The sequence below is a fragment of the Flagellimonas meridianipacifica genome (assembly GCF_003001695.1).
GTDB lineage: Bacteria > Bacteroidota > Bacteroidia > Flavobacteriales > Flavobacteriaceae > Flagellimonas > Flagellimonas meridianipacifica.
On the sequence record NZ_PVYX01000002.1, the window covers coordinates 1,969,702 to 1,994,066 of the forward strand.

The following is a 24,365-nucleotide window of genomic DNA, read 5'->3' on the forward strand; positions in this document are numbered from 1 at the left end:
CTAAATTTGTATTTGTTTAATCCTTAATGATATGGAACAAATGAAAGGGTAAATTGGGATGTAGCTCCACAAAATTCCATTCGTCATACCAATGATACTCTTTTTGCGTCATTTCGTCTTTGATGTGCAATCCTTGTCCATCACTCAAACCCAATTCCTGCAAAGGAACTTGTAACCTTCCTTGCCGCAAGTATTGTGAATCCAAGCTAACTACAATCAACATCTCATCCGTCTTGTCATCGTTCCACTTGTAAAATGCCATAAGGTGATCGTTGTCAATATGGCAAAACTTTATGTTATTGGTTTGCTGAAGTGCCTCATGCTGGTGTCTTACCTCATTTATTTTGCTGATATGATGGGTCAATCCATTTTCGATTGTCCAATCCCAATGTCTCACTTCGTATTTTTCACAATCCAAATACTCTTCTTTCCCAGGTAGTGCATCAGTTACCATATACTCAAATACAGGTCCGTAAATGCCAAGGTTACCACTCAAAGTTGCAGCCAATGCGTATCTAATGATGTGCATGGATTCATTGGCACCCTGCAGATGATATGGATTGATATCTGGCGTATTGGGCCAAAAATTAGGCCGGTAATATTCCCGCATCTCAGTTTGGGTGAGCTCCGTGACATATTCTATCAATTCATGTTTTGAGACTCTCCAAGTAAAATAGGTATAAGACTGTGAATACCCTTGCTTGGCCAGTTGTTGCATCACCTTAGGTCTTGAAAATGCTTCGGCCAAAAAGAGTACATCTGGATGCTCTTTTTTGATTTCAGAAATCAACCAGTGCCAAAAATAATAGGGTTTTGTATGGGGATTGTCCACTCTAAAAACCTTGACACCAAAGCCGACCCAATGCTGCACAATACTTAGCAGTTCTTCCCAAAGCGCTTTATATTCCTTTGTCTCGAAATAAAAATTAACAATGTCCTGATACTTTTTGGGAGGATTTTCGGCATATTGGATGGTGCCATCAGGTCGTTTTCTGAACCATTCAGGGTGTTCCGAAACGTATGGGTGGTCCGGTGCTGCTTGAAATGCAATATCCATTGCCACCTCAATACCAAAATCTCCAGCTTTTTTTATCAGTTTTTTAAAATCTTTCTCTGTACCTAACTGAGGGTGGATTGATTTATGGCCTCCATATTTGGAACCAATACCCCATGGCACTCCAGAATCTCCTTCCTGGGCATTTACCGTATTGTTCTTTCCCTTTCGGTTAACTTCACCAATAGGATGAATTGGAGGAAAATAAAGGGTATCAAAACCCATTTTGGCAATTCTGGGCAATAATTGCTCACAATCCTTAAAGGTACCGTGCTGTCCTTCTTGTGGTGCGGACGAGCGTGGAAAAAACTCGTACCAAGTGCTAAAATTTGCCTTTTTCCGGTCCACATATACTTGAAGTTCTTTGCTTTCATTCGCCAAAATACGTTGAGGATGTTTTAGCAACCATTTTTTCAACGTATCGGAAGCGGCAAAATTGACTGCTTCCTCGTAAGTAGATTCATCTTCAAATTTTGAGATCCATTCTTTTAGCTTTTTTTTGTCCTCAGCCCCAGCCTTTTTTGCCAAAAACTTTAAATATTGAATCCCATCGAGCAATTCGCTCTTGAGGTGTTGCCCATCGGCCAACTTAGCTTCCACCCCATGCTGCCAATTGAGTGCATAATCCACCCAGCCTTGGATTTTATAGGTATAGAAACCTTGTTTTTCAACCTTAAAAGTGGCTTGGTACACATCATTTCCTAGATGCTCCATGCGAACTTCGCTATATTTTTTTTGGTTTTCGTGTTTATAAAGCAGTTCAGATTGAATTACATCATGGCCATCTGGAAGAATATCGGCCGTTACATGGACACGCTCACCCAAGGTTCTTTTAATAAAAAAACGACCAGATTCAAGTTGTGGGGAAATATTGTCGATTACTACACGCTGCTGTTTAAACATAGTTTAGTTAAGTTGGTCTTTGTCATAAATATAGAAATTAAACCTACATTTTCAGGATTGCTGCATGATATTTCCTCTCACAACCGTTTTAATTACTAAAATTATGGCCCGCTTTTTGATTTCATAGTGGGAAAATAGAAATAGTGCAAATCATAAAAATCAATAACATGAAAAAAATCAATACAATATTCGGTGCATTCCTACTCTTGTTTATCGTAGCTTGTGAAGGCCCTGAGGGACCTCCTGGGTTTGATGGACTGGATGGAGCGCCTGGACCTGAGGGTGCACCCGGCATTCAAGGCCAGGTAATTGAAGTAGATGGGGTAAACTTTGGTTTTGACCCTGACAATAATCTTTTTAGTACCCTAATTACATTTAGTGATGAAACTAATTTTGAAATCCTTGAATCAGATGCTGTATTGGTCTATCGATTTGATGGTACAATAGACCTTGATGATGGTAGTACCGCTAACGCATGGAGTCAACTTCCGCAAAACTTTTTCCTTGCTGAGGGTACCATTCAATATGTTTTTGCACATACTTTTGTGGATGTGGAACTTTTCATCGATGGAAATTTTGATTTATCGGGACTTGATACAGCGTTTACAGATGATCAATTCTTCAGGATAGTAATTCTTCCCAGTGAGTTCGCTGACAGTTCCAGAATGGACACTTCAAACCTTAGTGTAGTTATGTCTGCTATAGGAGTCAGCGAAAGTGAAGTTCAAAAAATCCAAATGGATTAATTCTTTTGTGATATAAATTGAAGCCTCGCCATGGCGAGGCTTTTTTATTTGTGCTTATATCATTTTCAGCACTATTTTTGAAAGGAATATCAAAAATTGCGTCTAAATAGAAAAAGAAAAAAGAATGGGAAAAAACTTGCTTTGGGTGGCCCTTTTACTAATTGCAGGATGTAAAGGTGTATCTCAGGAACAGAATAAGGAAATTGCGGAAACAAAAGAGTATCCAATCACAAAGACAGACGCCGAATGGAGGGCAGAGTTAACAGATATGGAATACTACGTACTGCGCAAGGCTGCTACTGAAAATGCTTTCACCAGTGATTTGTTGGACAATAAGGAAAAGGGCACCTATGTTTGTGCCGCTTGCGCTACTCCCCTATTTAGAAGTGAAAATAAATTTGACTCTGGCACGGGATGGCCGAGTTTTGACCGCGAAATAGAGAATAGTGTTGCGTATGACGTGGATTACAAGATAGGATATGCGAGAACAGAAGAACACTGCGCCACCTGTGGTGGCCATCTCGGACATGTATTTAATGATGGGCCCAGAAACACTACTGGAAAGAGACATTGCATCAACGGAGTGGCCTTGGATTTTATTCCCGATTCCGAATAAATACATTAACTTTCTTGAAAATATTCGCTATTGAAAAAGTACGCCGTAGAAAGAACTGAAGAGGAGTGGAAAAAACAACTATCTCCAGATGAGTATCGAATTTTAAGACAAAAAGGCACGGAATACCCCCATACAGGAGAATTCAACCTTCATTTTAAAAAAGGGGCTTATCACTGCAAAGCATGTAATGCCAAGTTATTTGAAAGTGGCAACAAGTTCGAAAGCGGTTGCGGCTGGCCTTCTTTTGACCAAGCTGTTGAAGGAGCCATTGAATATATAAGGGATACTTCCCATGGAATGATTCGCACGGAAACTGTATGCGCCAATTGTGGCAGTCATTTGGGCCATGTATTCAATGATGGGCCACGGGAAACCACAGGCCAACGCTATTGTATCAACTCCCTTAGCATCGATTTCGACCCTTCTGAAGAGTAACCTTCCTCAAAAACTTTTCTAGAATTTGCCGCTTGGTAAATGGCATTTGAATTCCGTATTTTTGCACCTGCCAAACCAAAAGGTTAGGTATCAATCATAACAACTAAAATCTAAAAAGGAATGAGCAATTTTGATGTAATTGTTTTGGGAAGCGGCCCCGGGGGCTATGTTACTGCCATAAGGGCATCGCAACTTGGTTTTAAAACAGCCATTGTTGAGAAAGAAAGCCTAGGCGGTGTTTGTTTGAATTGGGGATGTATTCCTACCAAAGCATTATTGAAATCAGCTCAGGTTTTTGAATATTTGAAGCATGCAGAGGATTATGGGTTGAGTGCCAAAAAGGTAGAGCACGATTTTGATGCCGTTGTGAAAAGAAGTCGTGGTGTTGCAGATGGAATGAGCAAAGGTGTTCAATTTTTGATGAAGAAAAACAAAATTGAGGTTTTGAACGGGTACGGTAAAATAATGCCAGGAAAAAAGGTCATCGTTAAAGGAGAGCATGGAGACCCCGCCGAATATTCTGCAGACCACATTATTATTGCCACAGGTGCGAGAAGCCGCGAGTTACCCAGTCTTCCCCAAGATGGTAAGAAGGTGATTGGTTATCGCGAAGCCATGACATTGGAAAAACAGCCAAAGAAGATGATTGTTGTAGGTAGTGGTGCCATTGGTATTGAATTTGCCTATTTCTACAATTCCATGGGAACCGAGGTTACGGTCGTGGAATATCTTCCGAATATAGTCCCGGTTGAAGATGAAGACGTTTCCAAACAATTGGAGCGTAGTTTCAAAAAAGCGGGTGTTAAAATTAAAACTTCAGCAGAGGTTACCCATGTGGACACATCTGGAGAAGGAGTTAAAGCCACGGTAAAAACCGCCAAAGGTGAAGAAATCTTGGAAGCCGATATCTTACTTTCCGCAGTAGGAATCAAAACAAATATTGAGAACATTGGCTTGGAAGATGTTGGGATAGCCGTGGATAGAGATAAAATACTGGTAAACGATTACTACCAAACCAACATCCCAGGATATTATGCCATTGGAGATGTAACTCCCGGTCAAGCTTTGGCACACGTAGCATCTGCAGAAGGAATCCTTTGCGTAGAGAAAATTGCTGAAATGCACGTTGAACCGTTGGATTACGGCAATATTCCTGGATGTACCTATTGTATGCCAGAGGTTGCTTCCGTTGGTTTGACCGAAAAACAGGCCAAAGAGCAGGGATACGATATCAAAGTGGGTAAATTTCCATTTTCTGCAAGCGGTAAAGCAAAGGCATCCGGGAATTCAGATGGATTCGTCAAGGTTATTTTTGATGCCAAATATGGTGAATGGTTAGGCTGTCACATGATTGGAGCCGGTGTGACCGATATGATTGCTGAAGCAGTAGTGGGAAGAAAATTGGAAACTACAGGTCATGAAATCCTAAAGGCGGTTCACCCACACCCAACTATGAGTGAAGCGGTCATGGAGGCTGTGGCTGATGCTTACGATGAAGTGATTCACCTGTAGTCCCTCTTTTATGAAATGGAATCATAGAAATATCCATAGGGATATTGCATACTTCTATATTGGCCTCATCATTGCTTTCTCTTTTTCCGGGATTATTTTGAACCATAGGCAGGACTGGTATCCCATGGATTATGCTTACGAGTCTGAAGAAGTACAAATAGCCTTACCAGATAATCCTAAGAGTTTGGACTCTGAAGAGTTTATCAAGTCCATTGCGCAAAAATGGGACCTTCAGGATAAATATGATGGACATAGAATACGTGGTGAAGAGCTTCGCGCTAATTTTAAACGGAACATAACTTTGGACATCAATACAAAAACGGGAAAAGGCTTTTTGGAGTACAAAAGAAAAGTACCGGTTTTGGGTCACACCATGTTTTTACATAAAAGCACAAACAGTTTTTGGATTTGGTACTCCGATATTTTTGGAGCCGCGATGCTCATTATTGCCTTTACTGGACTGTTCATCACCAAGGGAAAAAACAGTTTTAGAAAACGAGGCTGGAAATTGGCGTTGGCTGGGGTTTTGTTCCCAATATTATTTTTAATACTGTTCGCATAATGCTAAAACTCTTTCGAATCACAGCAATACTGGAAGGCATATCGTATTTATCACTTTTTGCCTTTACCATGCCCTTAAAATATTGGGCAGGTATTTTGGAACCCAACAAATATGTTGGTTATGCCCATGGTATTCTTTTTATTGCATACGTGGTTGTAGCTTTTCTTTTTTGGTACGATAGAAAGTGGAGCATCAAACGACTTTTGATTTTAATGGTAGCTTCTCTGTTACCGTTTGCTACTTTTTATGTTGACGAAAAGTATTTGAAGCCTAGCGCGGTTATATCCTAGTTTTCCACTAAGCGATATATTGACCCATCAAAAGCACAGATAAATAACTCATTTTGTGCATCCACTCCAAAAGATGAGATGTTGAGGTTAGAGTTTATCAGCAAAGTGTCTTCTGGGTTGCTGGAGAAAGCATTAAGGCCCCAAATTCGACCGTCAATAAAATCAGCATAGATATAATTGCCAACTAAGGATGGTGTAAGACTCCCTCTATACACATGACCCCCGGTTATAGATTGGTCATTTCCATTATGCTCATACTCAAAAACAGGAGGAACCAAGCCATCGTTATCGCAATCCCCAGAAAAACAAAAAGTACCTTCGAACAAGCGCCAGCCGTAATTCCCACCACTTGTCACAAGGTTGATTTCCTCACGCTCATCTTGTCCCACATCGCCAGACCAAAGGTTTCCGGTCTGCGTATCAAAACTCATACGCCATGGATTTCTAAAACCGTATGCGAATATTTCCTCTCTAATATTGTTCTGACCAAGGAATGGGTTATTTGCGGGAATTGAATAATTCAATCCGTTCGAGGTAACATCCACATCAATTCTTAGGATAGCCCCAAGTAGATTTGAACGGTCCTGTGCATTGTTATCAGGGTCTCCACCAGAACCTCCGTCACCTGATGCAATGTATAGAAAACCATCGGGCCCGAACGCTAACTGTCCACCATTGTGATTCGTAAAAGGCTGTGGAATTTCCAACAGAACAAGTTCAGAGTTTGGGTCTGCCAAGGCGGGGTTTGAAGAGGATACTTGAAAACGAGAGGTTACCGATAACGTGGTGGAAGGGGTATAGTTCACATAAAAGTATCCATTGGATTCAAAATTTGGATGAAAAGCCAATCCTAGTAGTCCTTGCTCATTGGCCGTTGTGTTTATTTGGGAACTGATATCCAAAAATACGTCCGAGCTTTCTTCACTTTCATCATTGTTAAAAACACGAATGATCCCCCCTTGTTCAACAACAAAAACTCGGCTACTTGAATCACCAGGACTTTGAAAATCAACAGGCCTTGAAAAGCTCAGGTTTGGGAATGCATTTTGAAGGGTAAAAGTTGTATCTCCAGGGTCAACATCATCTGAGTTAGTGGTTGTTCCATTATCATCAGAACATGAAAGCAGAAGGAGAAAAGTCACTACAGAGATAAGTGCAATCTTTTTCATATCAATACATTGGGGTTATAAAAGATACGAAGAATTTAAGCCAACCAGATGTTTGACGGCCAACTAACCGTCCACAAAACTCTGAATAGCCAAATCATAGCTTTGAAGGCCAAAACCAAGAACTACCCCTTTGGCGGCTCCAGCAATATAGGATATATGTCTAAAATCCTCTCGTTTGTGCGTGTTGGAAATGTGAACCTCTACAACCGGGGTTTCTATGGATTTAACTGCATCGCCAATGCCCACAGAGGTATGCGTATAGGCAGCAGCATTCAGAATAATGCCATCCATATCAAATCCCACCTCTTGAATCTTGCTTATCAACTCCCCCTCGATATTGGACTGAAAATAGATAAGTTCTACTTCTGGAAATCTCTTTTCCAATTTGGAAAAATACGCTTCAAAAGTAGTGCTCCCATAAACTTCGGGTTCTCGTTTTCCCAAAAGATTTAGATTCGGTCCGTTGATGATAATAAGCTTCATGGGCTTAAAAGTACAATATCTTCAAAAAACAAAAAGGCAGCTGATTGAGCTGCCTTTTTAAAAATATGATTAAAAGAGGGTTAATCAAATGCATATTGGATTCCAAATCCAAAAGCGCCTGCCTCATTATCTCCTGCATCACTAAGTACAATGGCGGGCCGCCAATCAAAATTAATCACAATCGGAACACCATCAACTTTGAAATCAAGTCCTGCATGGGGACGCAAAGCAAAAACATTGTCAAAATCATCAATCAATACGATACTTGGTCCAATACCCGCATACCAACGCAGTCCGGCTGCTCCCGAAAACTCATCATGATAGGAATAAAGAGCGGTTAAAATTGTGCCTCCGTCTTCAAAACCCAAATCAAACTGACCAACATGGTTATCAGAAAAGAAGTATTTCCCGCTAGGTCCAACAAAAGTAGCATCGTCCCAAAGATCAATACCAAGACCCACGGCTCCAGTGTAGCTAGTTTGGGCATAAGAGAAACTGAAAAATGCAAAAGATGCAAACAAACAAAAAACTGTTTTTTTCATAATAGTCATTTAGTAGTTTAAGTTTTTTTTAATTACCTGGAACTATACAATTACAATTCCAAGATAACTCATCGTTATATACGTATCCTCACCAAAAAAAGATTAGTTGAACCATAGAAACCTTTCAAAACAAGGTTAACTTACACTCGATGAATATGTTGTTGTGAAGCTAGTTGAAAGCAAATTGAATTCCAAAACCAAAACTGCCCACTTCATTATCACCTGTATTACTTAAAACTACGGCAGGTCGCCAGTCAAAATTCAATACTATCGGAACCCCATCAAATTTAAAGTCCAAACCGGCATGCGGACGTAAGGAAAAGGTATTATCGCCATCCAAGAAAACAATACTAGGACCTATTCCAGTATACCACCTTAGTCCTCGGGCACCAACAATTTCTTTATGAAAAGAGTATAAAGCGGTAATGATGGTGGCATCCTGCTCAAATCCCAAATGGGCCTGACCAACATGCTTTTCAGAGAAAAAGTACTTTCCCCCTGCGCCTACAAAGGTAAAATCCCCAATAAGGTCAATCCCCAATCCAATAGCTCCGTCGTAACTGGTCTGTGCGGTTGTAAAGCTTGAAAATGAAGAGACAATGATTAATGTAAGCAGTAATTTTTTCATTTTTTGATATTTATGGTTATTACTTAAACTTCAAAAAATGTCTCCCCTGTATCTTCTTTAGAAGAGGAACAAAATACCTACCATTGCAATAGAAAAATTGAAATTGTCATCTAGGGCAACTGTGGAGTAAGAGACATTGATTTCCGTATTGCCCGTAATGCTGTAGCCAACCACTGGTCGATAATAAAAGCCGCCATCATTTCCATCATTGATCCCTAGGGCATAGCCTACATCAGCACCAAATTTGAACTCGTAAGTTGGATAAAGACGTACAGAAGCTGCTGCGGGAATAAACTGGAAATCCTCGAATTCTCCTTCCACCTCAAATTCTCCTACAGAAAGAGTTTGGGTTTCCCCGAAAGAATTAATGAATCCTGTTGCAAATCCTATATCCAGAAGCTTGGAAACGCCATAGTGGTAATTTAGCTCAAGACCTAGGGCAAAACTGCTAATGTCTGAAGCATCCCCCACTGGAATTCCGGCGGTAAGACCTGCTTTAAAATTACTTCTATCTACTTGTGCTATGGTTGTAAATGTCACTAAGAGCAAAAAAATACTTGTTGAAATGGTCTTTTTCATGTTTGATTAAGGTTTACTGAATGTTAAAACGTGTCCTCCATCAAAAAAGTATGAATAAACCGAGGTCAAGGTATTTGTATTCGTTTCCAAATCTTCTCCCAAATTGACGAAACCCTTCTTTGAATTGACCAATCGATATGTGGTATTTTTCCAATACCCCGTTTTGTTTCTATTTTTAGCAAATGAAATGGAAACATGCCGTAAAGGACTATAAAGATTATTTGAGGATAGAACGTGGCCTTTCTATGAATACCATTTCCAATTATGTACTCGATATTGAAAAATTGATGGGCTTTTTATCTGAGAACAACCTTGAAGAAAGCCCCCTACATATCACCAAAGAAACCGTTCAGGCATTCATTTATGATGTCGCCAAAACTTTGAATCCTCGCTCTCAGGCTAGGATTATATCAGGTCTCAAAGGTTTTTTCAACTATTTAATTTTTGAGGATTATAGAAAGGACAATCCCATAGAACTTATTGAAACTCCTAAAATCGGCAGGAAGTTACCTGATACCTTATCCACCGAGGAAATCAATCAACTTATAGACGCCATTGACCTTTCACACCCTCAAGGTGAACGGAATCGAGCGATTTTGGAGACACTATATGGATGTGGACTTCGAGTTTCCGAGTTGATCGAGCTAAGGCTTTCGGATTTGTTTTTTGAAGAAGACTTTATCAAGGTAACTGGTAAGGGCGATAAACAACGCTTTGTACCCATCAGTGAAGTCAATAAAAAATATATCAATATTTACCGATATGAGGTTAGGGTACACCAACATATTCCAAAGGAATTCTCAGATTATCTTTTCTTGAATCGCAGAGGAAAGAAACTCACTCGAGCCATGATTTTTACTATAATCAAAAGTCTAGCTGAACGCGTTGGATTACAAAAGAACATCAGTCCACATACTTTTCGTCACTCTTTCGCCACCCATTTACTTGAAAATGGCGCAGACCTTCGTGCTATACAGCAAATGCTAGGGCATGAAAGCATTACCACAACCGAGGTCTATATGCATGTAAATCGGCAGCACTTGACAGAAGTATTACATCAATTCCACCCCAGAAAGTAATACCTCTTTAGAATTTCAACTTTCCTCCAAACTCCAGTATAGGCTGGCCAACATCAAAACCTAATTTATTAAATGTAGGATTCCCAATAGGTTGTGCAAATCTTGTCTCCAGAAACATATTGGGTTTTACCTCATGTCCTACACCAAAAAAAGCCTCCTGTAAAGGTGTGGGATTGGGTTTTCCTGCACCATCATTCAATAAATCCCATTCCAATCGATAACCTCCTATCAAATAAAGCTTCTTGGCAAAATACTTTTTGTATTGAACGGGGACTGTAAATCTATCTGCAAAAAGAGTCCTATAATGTACCCCTCCAACACTTATTTCACTGGTTTCTGTCAATGGAAAATGCATTTCAAAATCCGCAAAGTTGGATTTATCCCCAAAAGTAGGATAGCGATGTCCATCAATTGAAATTTTGGGTTTCTCTTCCACTCCCGAGACCTTTCCATTAGTTTGCCCGTAGGAAAAATGGATGCCAATCAGTATAACTGTAATTGTATGTTTAAAGTTAGGAAAGGTCATGTCTGTAATTTTCCTTTAAAATACTTTATCCTAAAATTGGTCATATCTCAATTGGCGAAACTTTAACCTAAAAATCCAGAAAGAAAAAAACGAGAATCGCTTTAAAAAAGAGTTTAAATTTGACACCTTAAAGTTTCGATATATGGAATCCAGTCAACGTAAATGGTGGAAAGAAGGTGTAGTCTATCAGATTTACCCAAGAAGTTTTCAAGATACAACAGGAAACGGCATTGGAGACATTCAGGGCATTATTCAGCGATTGGATTACATTAAAAGCTTAGGTATTGATATTATTTGGCTTTGCCCAGTGTACCAATCACCCAATGATGATAACGGGTACGACATTAGCGACTACCAAAACATTATGGAAGAATTTGGGACTATGGCCGATTTTGACCAACTTTTGGAAGGTATGCACAAACGCGGTCTAAAACTGGTCATGGATTTGGTCGTAAACCATACAAGTGATGAACATCACTGGTTTCAAGAATCCCGAAAATCCCGAGACAATCCATATCGCGACTATTATCACTGGTGGCCAGCGGAAAAGGGCACTCCTCCCAAACGTTTCAGTTATTTTGATGTGGATGGAAATGCTTGGAAATATGATGAGCAAACCGATAGTTACTATCTTCATTATTTCTCGGTAAAACAACCTGATCTAAAGTGGGAAAACCCAAAAGTGCGCCAAGAGATACACGATATGATGCACTTTTGGTTTAAAAAAGGGGTGGATGGTTTCAGAATGGATGTGATTCCCTTTATTTCCAAAGACATTAGCTATCCAGAATTACCAGAAAAGTATAATGGAAATTTCGTTCCATTTTATGCCAATGGCCCCAAACTGCATGACTATTTACATGAAATGAATCAAGAAGTTTTAAGTAAGTATGATGTTATGACGGTGGGTGAAACTCCCGGAGTGGATAGAGACCAAGCTTTGCTTTTTGTCGATGAAGACCGGGAAGAACTCAATATGTTCTTTCATTTTGAGTTGATGTCCTTGGACCGGGAAGGGGATGAAGTGTTTTGGATGAGAAGTGACCCATGGAAACTTACCGAGTTCAAAAAAATATTCTCAGATTGGGATGAAACCTTTGCAGAAAAAGGTTGGGGAAGCCTGTTTTTGAGCAATCACGATAATCCCAGAACGGTAAGTCGCTGGGGTAACGACTCTCCAGAGCACTGGTACAATTCCACTACTATGTTACAGACCTTTTTGTTGACTATGAAGGGTACGCCCTACTTCTACTACGGTGATGAGATTGGGATGAGCAATATTCGTTTTGACAATATTGAGGACTATCAGGACATCAACACGCTAAACCGTTATGCGCTGCTCAAGCAACGGGGCGTGGACCTAGAGACTTTTATCGAAAATGAGAAGGAAGCTGCTCGAGATAATGGCCGTACCCCTATGCAATGGGACAATACGACGAATGCAGGTTTTACCCAGTCAAAACCATGGTTAAAAGTACATCCTAACCACAAAGAAGGGCTTAACGTAGCAGAACAGGAAAAAGACACAGGTTCCGTATTGAACTATTTCAGAAAAATGGTCCAAGTACGTAAAGACCATTTGGGATTGGTCTACGGGGATTACAAATTGCTACTGAAAAATAACGAACAAGTATACGCTTACACCCGAATTATGGATGATGAGAAATACTTAATTCTGCTAAGCTTCTCAACCGAGCCAGCCAGTATTGATTTGTCTACAGAAGGTTTTGGAGAACTTAGCTTAATTATTTCCAACGATTTATCTACAGCCGATAAAGGAAATGGAAAGTTTGAGTTACGACCGTATCAGGCGTGTGTGTACCAGATTTAAAGTGGTCAGCATAAGTGGTTTTTTGTTGATTTAGAAATAGGAAAAAATGATCATCTGATAAGCCATGAGCTTTAGTCGTTATTTAGACAATCTGTTTTAGTTTTCCTTCATCCAAACTGGAGTTGTGTCAGATTTATGGTCCTTGCCAATAATGTCCCTGTAAAGTTCCGGTCTTCGAGCGTTTTTGTATCTCCAACCTCCTGAGAGTTGAATTTTTTCTTTGGTAATCTTTGAAATTGTAATGCTATCTTCAAGAGATTGTATTTCGGATAAAACTTCTCCGTATGGGTCGATTATCATGGAATTGCCATTTTTCAAGTGTTCGCCGTCATAACCAATCGGGTTTGTAAACGCAAAGTAAACTCCATTGTCGTAAGCCCTTGCAGGTGGCCAACGCATTAACCAACGCCTACCTTTTGGACCGTCAAATTCCATTCGTAACGATACAGGGTCATTTTCACGATTCTGCCAATATTTATCAGCTACATAATCTCGATGAGGCATTGCAGATGGTGTACATCCCGTAACGTGCGGTGCGAAAATTAGTTCTGCTCCTAAAATGCTTGTTGCCCGAACATTTTCGATTACATTATTGTCATAACAGATTAAAATTCCGCATGTCCAACCGAGTAGTTCAAATACGCAATATTCACTACCGGCAGACATGTGCTTACTAATGAAAGGATGTATTTTACGATATTTAGCGACTATTCCATTTCCAGTTACGCAGATATAGGTATTGTATATTTTCCCATCTGACTTTTCCACTAGACCTGCCAAAATAGGAATATCCAACTCTTTTGAGATTCCAATTAATTCCTGAGTACTTTTTCCATTTGGTATTTCCTCCGCTAACTCCGTTATCTGTTCTAAGCTTAAATCTTTGGTAAAAGTGTAAGCAGTAATCGACATTTCGTGAAAACTAATTAAGTCCGCGCCATTAGATTTCGCTTTTTCCGCAAGCTGCCGGATTATCGATAGATTGTATTTTTTATCTCAGTCCTTTGGTTGAAATTGTGCTACTGATACATTCATATTTTGATAAATGTTGAATTTTTTGGCTCCATGTGCATACCGACTTAAGATCTAATTTGTTTAAAGGAATTATATCGTCCAACAAGTGAATTTCGGGAATTGAAGAGAAAAATTCAATATAAAACTGATGTAGGCCAAAACAGTATTGACGAAAGTAAAATCCCTTAGGTCTTTTTAGAAACCTGATATTCCTTTTTAAAAGGTCTGATAATTAACCGAGCTTCTCGATCAAACTTAATATAGTTATATACCCAATTGATAAAGACCACTACCCTATTACGAAAGCCAATCAAAAAATAAAGGTGGACGAACATCCAAACGTACCAAGCAAATACACCTTGGAACTTAAATTTTTTCAAGTCTACAACAGCTTTGTTGCGTCCTACCGTAGCCATGCTGCCCTTATCTTTATATTTAAAAGGTTTCATGGGTTTCTCCTCTACCAATCGGGCTAAATTTTCTCCCAGACTTTCACCTTGTTGCATAGCTGGCTGGGCCATCATGGGGTGGCCTTCAGGAAATTCCTCGGTTTCCATCTGGGCCACATCGCCAATGGCAAAAATCTCTTCAAACCCCTCTACTTGATGAAAATGGTTCACTTTGAGTCGACTACCGCGACTCAATAACTCTTCAGCATCCAAACCTTTAATACTAACCGCCTTAACACCCGCTGCCCACACCAAGGTGCATGCCTCAAAAGAAGTGTCTGTATTTGTAGTGACCTGCTTGCCATCGTAATCGCTCACTCTAACGTCTTTCCAAACGTTCACTCCAAGTTTCTCTAAAAACCGTTCAGCCTTTCTTGATGCTACCTCACTCATTGCTGGAAGAATACGGTCACTTCCTTGTACCAGATTTATCTGAGCCCTTCTAGTATCCAAATCCGGATAATCCTTGGGCAGTATTCCTTTTTTGATTTCCGCCAAAGCCCCAGCAAGTTCCACACCGGTGGGCCCTCCCCCAACTATGACAAAATTCATAAGGGCATCGCGTTCGTGCAAGTCATCAGTTAATAGAGCTTGCTCAAAGTTTTCCAAAATCAAACTTCTCAGATTTAGGGATTGGGGAACCGTCTTCATAGCCATGCCATAGGATTCAATATTCTGATTCCCAAAAAAATTGGTCTGGGAACCTGTGGCCACTACCAAGTAATCGTAAGCAATGCCCCCAATATTGGTCTCCAATCTTCTTTTTTCGGTATCAATCTGGGTAACCTCAGCCAACCGAAAGTAAAAATTGGGATACCCTTGAAGTACTTTTCGAATAGGATATGCAATGGAATCAGGTTCAAGACCCCCTGTGGAAACCTGATACAACAAAGGCTGAAACGTATGGTAATTGTGCTTATCTAATAAAAGCACCTGTACGTCTTTCCCTGAAAGTTTTTTTGCTAAAGCAATGCCTCCAAATCCTCCTCCAATGATGATTATTCGTGGAAAACTGGATTGCGGAATGTTCATCTCTGACATGGTTATAAAAGTACATATTCCAGTGATTACCACATTATTTTACAAAGGGTTTTTTAGTATCTTTAATTTTCTGACTAACTCGCTCAACCCATGAAAAAAACAGTATTCCTTTGCGCCCTAATTCTATCGGGCACTGCCCTTTTCTCTCAAAAGAAAACCGATGATGTGCTAAAGAAATTAGAATCCAACCAAGAAAAGTATGCAGATATTGCCCTTCAGATTTGGGATTTAGCGGAAATGGGATATTTGGAAGAAAAAAGTTCCGCTTTACTGCAAAAAACCCTTTCGGATGAAGGTTTTTCCATTCAGAAAGGGGTAGCAGGTATCCCAACAGCTTTTGTTGCAGAATATGGCTCAGGATACCCAATTATTGCAATTTTAGGTGAGTATGATGCGCTACCTGGACTTTCCCAACAGGCCGTTCCCGAAAAAAAGACCGCAAATAAAGCTGCGGGACATGCCTGTGGGCATCATTTGTTCGGTACTGCTTCAACCGCAGCAGCCATATCTGCAAAGGAGTGGTTACAGGCAAATAATACCAAGGGCACTATTCGGTTTTATGGATGTCCCGCTGAAGAAGGTGGCTCAGGAAAAGTCTACATGGTACGAGAGGGACTTTTCAATGATGTAGACATTGCTTTGCATTGGCACCCTAGCTCCCAAAATGCTGCAAGTGCCGGAGCAGCTTTGGCCAACAAGTCTGCAAAGTTTAGATTTTATGGCACCTCGGCCCATGCCGCAGGCGCTCCTGAAAGAGGTCGCTCGGCACTAGATGGAGTTGAAGCCATGAACATGATGGTCAACATGATGCGAGAGCATATTCCGCAAGAGGCAAGAATCCATTATGTCATTACAGAGGGTGGTAAAGCTCCCAACTTTGCAGAAGTCTATTATTACGCCCGACACGGAAAACGAGATGTGGTCATCGACATTTTTGACCGAATCGTTAAAGCTGCTGAGGGAGCTGCTTTAGGAACAGGCACAACCATGGATTATGAAATGATTGGAGGCACCCATGAGTTGCTACCCAATCTTACGCTTCAAAAAATAATGTACAAAAACTTAAGCATAATTGGAGGTATAACCTACACCGAAGAAGAGAAGCAATTTGCAGAAAAAATCTCCAAAACCCTTGGTTATGAGGAACTGGATATGAAACGAGCCATAGACGTTCAACCTTATAAGGAAGAAGCTCGTGCCTATGGTTCTACGGATGTGGGAGATGTGAGCTTTGCTGTCCCTACTGTAGGCATGGGAACAGCAACCTGGGTGCCCGGTACCCCTGCTCACAGTTGGCAAGCGGTTGCTGCTGGGGGTACTTCAATCGGTACAAAAGGAATGATGGTAGCTGCAAAAACATTGACCCTTACGGCTATTGAACTGTTCCAAGACCCAAAAATTGTGGAAAAGGCTAAAGAAGAGTTTGAAGGGCGTCGCGGAAAGGACTTCAAGTACATTCCTTTGCTGGGAGATAGACCACCTGCACTTGATTATAGAAAATAACCAACTTTCCAGGTCTGTAACAAAATCCAAAGTTTACAGACCTATTAGGAAAACTTACCAACCACGTTGAACAAAGAACTGGAACATCGTTTTGTTACCGAGCTTGAGGATAATCAGAATATTGTCCATAAGGTATGTAGCCTATATACCAATGATAGGGATTCCCATAAGGATTTATTCCAGGAAATCACCATTCAATTGTGGAAGGCCTACCCTAAGTTTCGTGGAGACTCCAAGTTTAGTACATGGATGTATCGTGTGGCTTTGAATACGGCCATTACACTCTATCGAAAATCGAAGAAGAGGGTGGAAACCCAAGATTACGATTCCGTGATTTTTAAAATCAAGGCCGACGAATATGACGATACCGAGGAAAAACAGCTCAAGTTAATGTACAACGCCATTAAACAGCTTGGAGACATTGATAAGGCTTTGGTTTTTCTGTACTTGGAAGACAAAGATTACAGCGAGATTTCGGAAACCTTGGGTATTACGGAAGTGAACGCCCGGGTCAAAATGAACCGGATTAAAAATAAATTAAGAACCATCTTAAATCCTTAAGTTATGATGGATGAACTGGAGCTCTTAAAAAAAGATTGGCAGAAAAAAGAAGAACATCTTCCCAAACTGTCCTACGATGATATCTATCCGATGATTTGGAAAAAATCATCTTCCATGGTGAAGTGGATTTTTTACATTAGCATCATAGAATTTGTCTTCTGGGCCGCAATAAATTTTATTTCAAGCGACCCACAATATATGCAGGACCTGAAAGCCATGCATATTTATAACATCATGATGGTCTTGAACTTTGTCAACTATGGCATTATCCTGTATTTCATTTTTAAGTTTTACCTGAACTACAAGAAAATTTCGGTAACGGATTCTTCAAGGAAACTTATGAAAACCATCTTGAAGGTAAAACGAACGGTCACACAATACGTATGGTTCAATCTTATCATCTTTGCCACCTACATGATTATTAGCCTCTACGGTGTTCTGATTTATAGCGAAGAGGGTAAAGAAATCGTGGAAACAGCCACAAGACAAGGAAATGAAGTGACTTTTTGGTTTTTGGTTATAGCGGTATCCATACTCTTTACAGGAGTTTTGCTCGTGGTAATCTGGTTGTTCTACAAATTGCTATATGGAATTTTGCTCAAGAGACTCAAAGAAAACTATCGAGAACTTAAAAAACTGGAGGTCTAATCACCTTTATAACTGTATCGCCTTTTTTGATGCTCTTCCTCATAGGCCAATAGCTCATCTTGTGGAATCACATGTAGAAAGGAAGGATGTTGCTCAATGGCATACTCCAACTTTTCAATAATGGCCTCCACAGACTCATTGTCATAATCAATCTCCAAAGGGGCTTTTATATGCATGGATTGTAGAATACCTTTCTTTTTTACGCGAAGTCCTTTTTTGTCAAATGAACGTCTAAAGCCATCTATCACAACCGGTACTACTACAGGTTTGTATCTTTTAATAATATGGGCTGTGCCCTTGCGCAAAGGTTTCCAAGGTGTAGTGGTACCTTGAGGAAATGTGATTACCCATCCATCATCCAAAGCTTTGGCAATATTACTTATATCACTCATTTTCACCTGTCGATTCACATCCTGTCCGTCTGCCCTCCATGTCCGCTCAATGCTGATTGAGCCGGCATAGGCCAAAATTTTGGTCAACAGGCTCTTTTTCATGGTTTCTTTGGCCGCCACATAGTAAATGTTCAGCTTCGGATTCCATAAGTACCCTAAATTTTTGATGTTATCCTCTCTTCCACTCAAACTCGCGTTGAAAACATGGAACATGGCAACGACATCTGCAAAATAGGTCTGATGGTTACTGACAAAGAGAACATTGTTTTCTGGAAGATCGCGAATAATCTGGGAGCCTTCAATTTCAAGTGTATTAAAACCCTTATACCGCTGATGGGTCATCATACCGGCAATACGAATCAACCATTTTTTAAGAAAAAGGATATGTCCAAATGGATTTTCTTTAAAAAGCCCCATATATCAATGTGAAAAGCTAATTTACAAAAATGACCCTTATAGCACCTGTTCCAAGAGTTCTTTGATTTCGCTTAACATCATGGCAGTGGCACCCCATACGGTATAACCATTTAGTTTAAAGGCAGGTACGCTAATATTTTTTGCATAGGAGGTGCTTAATTTTTCTTCAGAAAGGTTGGATTTATCCAAAAAATCTGACAAACGTACCTCAACAAGCGCTTCCACCTCGCTTTCTTGGATTCGGAACAATTCAGGTTTATGATATACCCCGAAAAAGGGTTGAACCAGATAATTGCTTGGTGGGATATATACTTCACTAAGCTCTTTCAACACCTCTACAGATTCCGATGGCACCCCAACTTCTTCATAGGTTTCACGCAGAGCAGTTTCCATAAGATTTTCATCTTCCGGTTCCAGCTTACCACCCGGAAAAGCGATTTGGTTGGAATGCACCCCCTGATATGTTTTCCTCAAAATGAGAAGCAAATGGGTCAATTGTTCACTATTGGGATAGAACAAGGCCATTACCCCTGCTTTCTTTGGGTTTTGCGCCTTTATTTTATTCAATTCCAACCATTGTTTCCGAAATGCGGGTGACATTTTATGGTGGGAATGGCTGCCGGGCAGCGGTAGATTTTTTATTTTTAAAACTTGTTCGTAAAACTCTTGAAAATCCATGAGGCTAAGAAATTCAGCTTTGTTTACAAGTATACTACTATTTTTTTTGGTGTCCTGTAGCGAAAAACCCAAAAAGAAGGAACAGCAAAGTACCGCCAAAGAAGAGGTCAAGGACAGTATTCCACAAGTAGCAGAAACCGTTGAACCCGAGGTTGAAGAAGAGGAAGAAGAGTTTTTGTTAACCGAGGAGAATGCCATCGATTTCTTTTTCGAATATGCCAAAGAAGAAAAGGCGAACCGAGTAAAATTGACCACTAGTATGGGTAGTTTTACTGTGCAGTTGTATGATAATGTGCCTTACCACAAGGCGAATTTCATCTATCTGGCGCGTAAAGGGTATTTTGACAACACTCAATTTCATCGGGTAGTAGAAGACTTTATTATCCAAGGGGGCAATTCAGATGATAAGGCAACTCCACTAAAAAGAAGGAAAATAGGCAGGTATCTGCTTCCTCCAGATGCCAAAAAGGGATACAGACACCATCGGGGGACCATATCTATGCCCAGTAGTGAACGAGACAATCCACATAAATTGGCATCTCCCTACGAGTTTTTCATTGTAGTAAAAAAACCAGGTTCATATCATTTGGATGGTTCATACACACCGTTTGGGAGGGTGATTCAGGGTATGGATGTAGTGGATGCCATTAACAAAGTTCCCGTTGGCGATGGGGATTGGCCTTGGGAAAACGTCTATATTCTTAAAGCGGAAGTACTTTAATCAATTCTTGGAAGAGTAAATATTGGGCAGGCGAATACTGAAGCGCACTGCCAAAATACGCATAACGATTACGGCAAGAATTCCCACTACATAAGCATACTCCTCCGCAACTCCTAATAAATGGATAATAAAATACAATGTTCCTCCCAAGATACAGGCCGTGGCATAAATCTCTTTTCTGAAGATAACCGGAATTTCATTACAAAGAATATCGCGAAGCACACCTCCAAAACTAGCGGTCATCGTTCCAAGAGCAATGCACATTATGGGAGATAAGTTGGCCTCCAGTCCTTTTTCAATCCCCAACATAGTATACAAGCCAATACCAATGGTATCAAACAAGAAAAGTGATTTTCTCAAATACTTTAGTTGATGGGAAAAGATGATGGTCAACAGCACGGTGATAGGAATAATAGTCACATAAGTCAAATCCCGCATCCAAGTAACGGGAGTATTACCAATCAACAAATCTCGCAGTGTTCCTCCACCAATAGCGGTTACAAAAGCAATTATTAAAACACCAAAGAGGTCCAAACGCTTGTCCATGGCTACCAATACTCCAGACACAGCAAAAGCTATGGTACCCAATATATCCACTAGCTGATAAAATCCCATTACATTTTTTGTGTATAAAAGTTGTAATCCTTCAAGACGGTATCCAGATAAGGGGCATCGTAGAGCTCTGAATTTGTGTTCAAAATACTTTCCACTTTTACACGCAGGGCTTTAAGGGTTTTAAAATCACTGCTCTTTTTAGCTATCAAATAAGTTTCCTTTATTAAGCGTACATCTTTGTCCGTCAGCACAGTTACGTTGGTGAATTGGGGTTGATATTGCTCTTCAACCTCTTCCAAAATAGTATGGGAAACCTTGGTCTTGTTTTTGGTACTTATCACTACAGTTCCTGCAGCTGCATCCCCTACTCGCTGTCTTTTTTCAGAAAACAGGATACTTAGAATTCCTATGGACCCCAGAAAAATCCAGATATCGACAAGACGTAACATCCATCTCACCAAATAATTGCTCCAATGCACGGGAGTACCATCAACTCTAACCACCCGCATCTTTAAAAGCATTTTACCCACAGTCCTTCCATTGAAAATACTATGCATCAATAGACTGTAGAACATGGCCGGTAGGAAGATAAGTGCTATCAAACCTCGTTGCGTCCAGGTATCCTCATACACATAGGAAATGGCATCTCCAATCAGGTTAACCAAAATGGCATACATGTAAAGAATAAGTCCGTCTATCAAAAAAGAAACGATTCGTTCCCCAATACCCACAATTTTATAATCTAGGTTTACATTTTGCGTTGTATTGATTTGGAGGTTACCCATATAACATTAATTTTAAACTGTCGGTAATACACATTTATGCGCGAGGCAGCCTTTGTGAAACAAAATAAGGAAAAATGGATAGCATTTGAAAAGGCCATCCTTAATGGTTCTTCCACAAGTCCCGACGAATTGGCTGATGGCTATATCCAATTGACCAACGACTTGGCTTATGCCCAAACCTACTACGCTGAAAGCAAGACTTTATTGTATCTGAATTCACTTGCTTCGCAGGCGCATCAGAGAATTTACAAGAACAAGAAAGAGTCTCGAAACCGAATTATAGAGTTTTGGGGATATGAATTTCCCCTGTTTTTCAAGCAATATCATAAAACACTATTTACCGCTTTTTTGATTTTTGCTGTGGCTACATCCATTGGAAGTTTATCTGCTTTAAATGACGGTTCTTTCGTTCGATTGATTCTTGGAGACGCCTATGTAAACTTGACTTTGGAAAACATTGCCAAAGGTGAACCTACGGCTATCTATAAAAGTGGAAGTGAAGTCGGTACTTTTTTGGGAATAACCATAAACAATATCCGAGTGGCCCTAATTGCTTTTGCCTTTGGGGTTATTACCAGTATTGGAACCGCCTACGTACTTTTTAGCAACGGCATAATGTTGGGAGCTTTTGTTACTTTTTTCTATACAAAGGGTGTGTTTTTTGAAGCCAATCGACAAATCTGGTTGCATGGTACCATCGAAATTTCGGTGATTATCATTGCAGGGTGCGCTGGACTCATTATGGGAAACAGCATTTTGTTCCCCAAAACCTTTTCACGCCGAGTTTCATTTATGAAAGGAGCCAAGGATGGACTAAAAGTGGTGGTCAGTACCATTCCATTCTTTATCATTGCCGGTTTTATCGAAGGTTTCATTACCCGATATGCGGATATGCCCGATTGGTTGGCTTTTCTCATTATTGGTGGGTCTTTGGCCCTTATTGTGTTTTATTATATCATTTATCCTATTACCCTAAATACATTGGATGGCAAACAAATACCTAGAACTTAGAATCAATCGCGATTTTGGGGATATTCTCTCCGTTTACTTTGATTTCCTCAAGCAAAACATCAAAACATTCACTAACGTTTTTCTTCGGTACAATGGTATCTTTATCATTGGTCTTCTGATTACCAGCTATCTCTTGGTGTCTGGTTTTGTGGGCTTAATTGCTGCTGATGGACTCTACGGGACTGGAAGCGGAGCTGTTTCAGAAGAGGATTATCTCGTCTATTTGTTTTCTGGAATGGGAATATTCTTTTTGATATTTCTAGTCGTTGCTGCTCTAAATTTCAGTATCAGCTCCGCTTATCTTGTTAAGTATGATGAAGTCAAAGGAAACCATTTTGATAAAAAGGAAGTTTGGGACTTGTTTAAAGACAGATTGGGCAGTATTTTACTCTTCATCGTAATACTTATCCCAATTTACCTTGTATTTTTTGTTGTTGTCATTATCACCGCATTTATTCCACTGGCAGGTATTTTTATTCAATATGTGTTACAGTTTTTCCTAGCTGCTTGGGTTGGTGTCTCTTTCTTCTGCATGCTAGCAGAAAAGAAAGGGGTTATGGATGCTTTTGGAGAAGGGTGGTCCTTGGTTATCAATAATTTTTGGAAATCTATCGGGGTCAATTTCATTTTGGGCCTTTTGAACGGACTCCTATTTTTTATAATTATGGTAATCCCCGGGGTCATTATTGGAATATACACTTTTCATGTAGTTGAAAATAATGTGGATGTAACGGGGTCAGTTATATCCATGGTAATTTATACATTGGCCCTATGTCTAGTTTTGGTTGCATCAGTCTATGCCCAATGTCTTTCCCAATTCGTCAATGGTATTTTGTACTATGCACTTCACGAAAAGACCTATAACATCAACACCCGAAGTAAAATTGAAGAAATAGGAAAGTCCAGTCTGTGAGAAGCGTTATCTGTCTTTTATTTCTTATTCCTATTTTGGGATTTGGCAATCTTCAAGAAAAAGATTCGCTACAACTCAAATACGATACGGACTCTAGATTAGAGGAGCGCAGTTTTAATCAAGACTTGTCTCAAAAATATCAAGGAGATGAGTTCAATTATGAAATCAAAACTGGGGAATCCCAAAATCTGCTGCTCCGATTTTTGAGATGGCTATTTGGAGGATTGGGTGAAATTTTTGGTTTTGATGTTTCTCCCAACGCTTTAAAGGTCATTCAATATTTCATTTATGTTTTGATGGGACTCTTGGTCATCTATCTGCTTGTTCGGTTTTTGGTCAATGAACGATTTGGTTCCATTTTTACCAAAAAAGCGAATTCCATATTGGATGTAGACTTGTCCGAACAGCATATTGAGAGTTTGGATTTGGATTCCCTAATGAACGAGGCTCTTCAAAAGAAGGATTATCGATTGGCTGTCAGGTATCAGTTTTTGAAGGTTTTGAAACGACTCTCCCAAAAACAATTGATTGATTGGCATTTTGAAAAAACCAATTCGGACTACGAAAAGGAGCTTAAGGAAAACAGGCTTAGAGCAAAGTTCAAAGAGGTATCCTATCTCTACGAACATATTTGGTACGGTGAAAATCCCATAACGGAAAGGCAATACCAAAAAACAGACGATAGGTTTAACACCTTAAACACATTAATTCCTTTATAAGAT

At 40.0% G+C, this 24,365-nt stretch carries 27 protein-coding genes and 1 pseudogene; 15 read left to right on the plus strand and 13 right to left on the minus strand.

Annotation, left to right across the window (positions count from 1 at the left end; all coding sequences use genetic code 11):
• Nucleotides 1–16: 16 nt before the first annotated feature.
• Nucleotides 17–1,957, minus strand: a complete 1,941-nt coding sequence (locus CLV81_RS19030; RefSeq protein ID WP_106147340.1) for an alpha-1,4-glucan--maltose-1-phosphate maltosyltransferase — start codon at nt 1,955–1,957, stop codon at nt 17–19.
• Between the two features lie 167 nt (nt 1,958–2,124).
• Here CLV81_RS19030 and CLV81_RS19035 point away from each other — a divergent pair, with 167 nt between their 5' ends.
• The 6 genes from CLV81_RS19035 (at nt 2,125) to CLV81_RS19060 (ending at nt 6,118) form a co-directional block, all read left to right on the plus strand.
• Complete coding sequence (locus tag CLV81_RS19035; protein WP_106147734.1) at nt 2,125–2,703, plus strand: collagen-like triple helix repeat-containing protein; 579 nt, start codon at nt 2,125–2,127, stop codon at nt 2,701–2,703.
• A gap of 124 nt (nt 2,704–2,827) precedes the next feature.
• Entirely contained in the window at nt 2,828–3,319 is a 492-nt protein-coding gene (gene msrB, locus CLV81_RS19040) for a peptide-methionine (R)-S-oxide reductase MsrB (RefSeq protein ID WP_106147342.1), read from the plus strand.
• 30 nt (nt 3,320–3,349) lie between these two features.
• The gene (msrB, locus tag CLV81_RS19045) at nt 3,350–3,754 is read left to right on the plus strand and encodes a peptide-methionine (R)-S-oxide reductase MsrB (RefSeq protein WP_106147344.1); all 405 of its coding nucleotides are present in this window, start codon (nt 3,350–3,352) and stop codon (nt 3,752–3,754) included.
• Nucleotides 3,755–3,874: 120 nt separating this feature from the next.
• Nucleotides 3,875–5,266, plus strand: a complete 1,392-nt coding sequence (gene lpdA, locus CLV81_RS19050) for a dihydrolipoyl dehydrogenase (protein ID WP_106147345.1) — start codon at nt 3,875–3,877, stop codon at nt 5,264–5,266.
• Nucleotides 5,267–5,276: 10 nt separating this feature from the next.
• The gene (locus CLV81_RS19055) at nt 5,277–5,828 is read left to right on the plus strand and encodes a PepSY-associated TM helix domain-containing protein (protein WP_106147347.1); all 552 of its coding nucleotides are present in this window, start codon (nt 5,277–5,279) and stop codon (nt 5,826–5,828) included.
• A complete protein-coding gene (locus CLV81_RS19060) occupies nt 5,828–6,118 on the plus strand; it encodes a DUF3817 domain-containing protein (RefSeq protein ID WP_106147349.1) in 291 nt (96 codons plus the stop codon). Before CLV81_RS19055 ends, CLV81_RS19060 begins: the two co-directional genes overlap by 1 nt.
• Here CLV81_RS19060 and CLV81_RS19065 read toward each other — a convergent pair.
• The 5 genes from CLV81_RS19065 to CLV81_RS19085 all read right to left on the minus strand — a co-directional run bounded on the left by CLV81_RS19065 (nt 6,115) and on the right by CLV81_RS19085 (nt 9,519).
• Entirely contained in the window at nt 6,115–7,287 is a 1,173-nt protein-coding gene (locus CLV81_RS19065) for a PQQ-dependent sugar dehydrogenase (protein ID WP_106147350.1), read from the minus strand. The two genes, CLV81_RS19060 and CLV81_RS19065, sit on opposite strands and share 4 nt — an antisense overlap.
• A 63-nt stretch (nt 7,288–7,350) precedes the next feature.
• Nucleotides 7,351–7,770 carry a type II 3-dehydroquinate dehydratase gene (aroQ, locus tag CLV81_RS19070; protein ID WP_106147352.1) on the minus strand — a complete coding sequence of 140 codons (420 nt, stop codon included), beginning with the start codon at nt 7,768–7,770 and terminating at the stop codon, nt 7,351–7,353.
• A gap of 80 nt (nt 7,771–7,850) precedes the next feature.
• On the minus strand, nt 7,851–8,312 hold the full coding sequence (locus CLV81_RS19075) for a hypothetical protein (RefSeq protein ID WP_106147353.1): 462 nt from the start codon (nt 8,310–8,312) through the stop codon (nt 7,851–7,853).
• Nucleotides 8,313–8,481: 169 nt separating this feature from the next.
• Nucleotides 8,482–8,940, minus strand: coding sequence for a hypothetical protein (locus CLV81_RS19080; protein WP_106147355.1), 459 nt, complete (start codon nt 8,938–8,940; stop codon nt 8,482–8,484).
• Between the two features lie 57 nt (nt 8,941–8,997).
• Nucleotides 8,998–9,519, minus strand: a complete 522-nt coding sequence (locus CLV81_RS19085) for a hypothetical protein (protein ID WP_106147356.1) — start codon at nt 9,517–9,519, stop codon at nt 8,998–9,000.
• A gap of 182 nt (nt 9,520–9,701) precedes the next feature.
• On the opposite strand from CLV81_RS19085, the gene xerD reads away from it, so the two are divergent.
• Nucleotides 9,702–10,598, plus strand: a complete 897-nt coding sequence (gene xerD / locus CLV81_RS19090; RefSeq protein WP_106147358.1) for a site-specific tyrosine recombinase XerD — start codon at nt 9,702–9,704, stop codon at nt 10,596–10,598.
• Nucleotides 10,599–10,605: 7 nt separating this feature from the next.
• On the opposite strand, the gene CLV81_RS19095 is transcribed toward xerD, so the two are convergent.
• The gene (locus tag CLV81_RS19095; RefSeq protein ID WP_106147359.1) at nt 10,606–11,124 is read right to left on the minus strand and encodes a hypothetical protein; all 519 of its coding nucleotides are present in this window, start codon (nt 11,122–11,124) and stop codon (nt 10,606–10,608) included.
• A gap of 142 nt (nt 11,125–11,266) precedes the next feature.
• Between CLV81_RS19095 and CLV81_RS19100 the strand changes: the two genes are divergently transcribed.
• Complete coding sequence (locus CLV81_RS19100) at nt 11,267–12,955, plus strand: glycoside hydrolase family 13 protein (protein ID WP_106147361.1); 1,689 nt, start codon at nt 11,267–11,269, stop codon at nt 12,953–12,955.
• Between the two features lie 96 nt (nt 12,956–13,051).
• Here CLV81_RS19100 and CLV81_RS19105 read toward each other — a convergent pair.
• Nucleotides 13,052–13,939 (minus strand): annotated as a pseudogene (locus tag CLV81_RS19105) (nitrilase-related carbon-nitrogen hydrolase); the annotation flags it as partial.
• Nucleotides 13,940–14,154: 215 nt separating this feature from the next.
• Nucleotides 14,155–15,450, minus strand: coding sequence for an NAD(P)/FAD-dependent oxidoreductase (locus CLV81_RS19110; RefSeq protein ID WP_106147736.1), 1,296 nt, complete (start codon nt 15,448–15,450; stop codon nt 14,155–14,157).
• Nucleotides 15,451–15,549: 99 nt separating this feature from the next.
• On the opposite strand from CLV81_RS19110, the gene CLV81_RS19115 reads away from it, so the two are divergent.
• From CLV81_RS19115 to CLV81_RS19125, 3 genes are all read left to right on the plus strand, one after another.
• Nucleotides 15,550–16,962 (plus strand): amidohydrolase, encoded by a 1,413-nt coding sequence (locus CLV81_RS19115; protein WP_106147362.1) that lies wholly within the window; start codon nt 15,550–15,552, stop codon nt 16,960–16,962.
• A 66-nt stretch (nt 16,963–17,028) separates the two neighbouring features.
• Nucleotides 17,029–17,523 (plus strand): RNA polymerase sigma factor, encoded by a 495-nt coding sequence (locus tag CLV81_RS19120; RefSeq protein ID WP_106147364.1) that lies wholly within the window; start codon nt 17,029–17,031, stop codon nt 17,521–17,523.
• A gap of 6 nt (nt 17,524–17,529) precedes the next feature.
• Nucleotides 17,530–18,171, plus strand: a complete 642-nt coding sequence (locus CLV81_RS19125; protein ID WP_417935442.1) for a hypothetical protein — start codon at nt 17,530–17,532, stop codon at nt 18,169–18,171.
• Here CLV81_RS19125 and CLV81_RS19130 read toward each other — a convergent pair.
• Both CLV81_RS19130 and CLV81_RS19135 read right to left on the minus strand, forming a co-directional pair.
• On the minus strand, nt 18,168–18,980 hold the full coding sequence (locus tag CLV81_RS19130; RefSeq protein ID WP_106147367.1) for a lysophospholipid acyltransferase family protein: 813 nt from the start codon (nt 18,978–18,980) through the stop codon (nt 18,168–18,170). The genes CLV81_RS19125 and CLV81_RS19130 overlap by 4 nt on opposite strands.
• A 36-nt stretch (nt 18,981–19,016) precedes the next feature.
• Nucleotides 19,017–19,658 (minus strand): NUDIX hydrolase, encoded by a 642-nt coding sequence (locus CLV81_RS19135; protein WP_106147369.1) that lies wholly within the window; start codon nt 19,656–19,658, stop codon nt 19,017–19,019.
• Here CLV81_RS19135 and CLV81_RS19140 point away from each other — a divergent pair.
• Complete coding sequence (locus CLV81_RS19140) at nt 19,657–20,379, plus strand: peptidylprolyl isomerase (RefSeq protein ID WP_106147370.1); 723 nt, start codon at nt 19,657–19,659, stop codon at nt 20,377–20,379. The genes CLV81_RS19135 and CLV81_RS19140 overlap by 2 nt on opposite strands.
• Here the strand turns inward: CLV81_RS19140 and CLV81_RS19145 are convergent, their stop codons facing one another.
• Both CLV81_RS19145 and CLV81_RS19150 read right to left on the minus strand, forming a co-directional pair.
• Entirely contained in the window at nt 20,380–20,994 is a 615-nt protein-coding gene (locus tag CLV81_RS19145; RefSeq protein ID WP_106147372.1) for a trimeric intracellular cation channel family protein, read from the minus strand.
• The gene (locus CLV81_RS19150; RefSeq protein ID WP_106147373.1) at nt 20,994–21,719 is read right to left on the minus strand and encodes an RDD family protein; all 726 of its coding nucleotides are present in this window, start codon (nt 21,717–21,719) and stop codon (nt 20,994–20,996) included. The genes CLV81_RS19145 and CLV81_RS19150 overlap by 1 nt, the downstream gene beginning before the upstream one ends.
• Nucleotides 21,720–21,755: 36 nt before the next feature.
• On the opposite strand from CLV81_RS19150, the gene CLV81_RS19155 reads away from it, so the two are divergent.
• From CLV81_RS19155 to CLV81_RS19165, 3 genes are read left to right on the plus strand one after another with little or no spacing between them, the layout of a single operon-like run.
• Nucleotides 21,756–22,730 carry a stage II sporulation protein M gene (locus CLV81_RS19155; RefSeq protein ID WP_106147375.1) on the plus strand — a complete coding sequence of 325 codons (975 nt, stop codon included), beginning with the start codon at nt 21,756–21,758 and terminating at the stop codon, nt 22,728–22,730.
• Entirely contained in the window at nt 22,705–23,643 is a 939-nt protein-coding gene (locus tag CLV81_RS19160; protein WP_146129947.1) for a hypothetical protein, read from the plus strand. The genes CLV81_RS19155 and CLV81_RS19160 overlap by 26 nt, the downstream gene beginning before the upstream one ends.
• A complete protein-coding gene (locus CLV81_RS19165; RefSeq protein WP_146129948.1) occupies nt 23,640–24,362 on the plus strand; it encodes a DUF4129 domain-containing protein in 723 nt (240 codons plus the stop codon). Before CLV81_RS19160 ends, CLV81_RS19165 begins: the two co-directional genes overlap by 4 nt.
• Nucleotides 24,363–24,365: the final 3 nt, after the last annotated feature.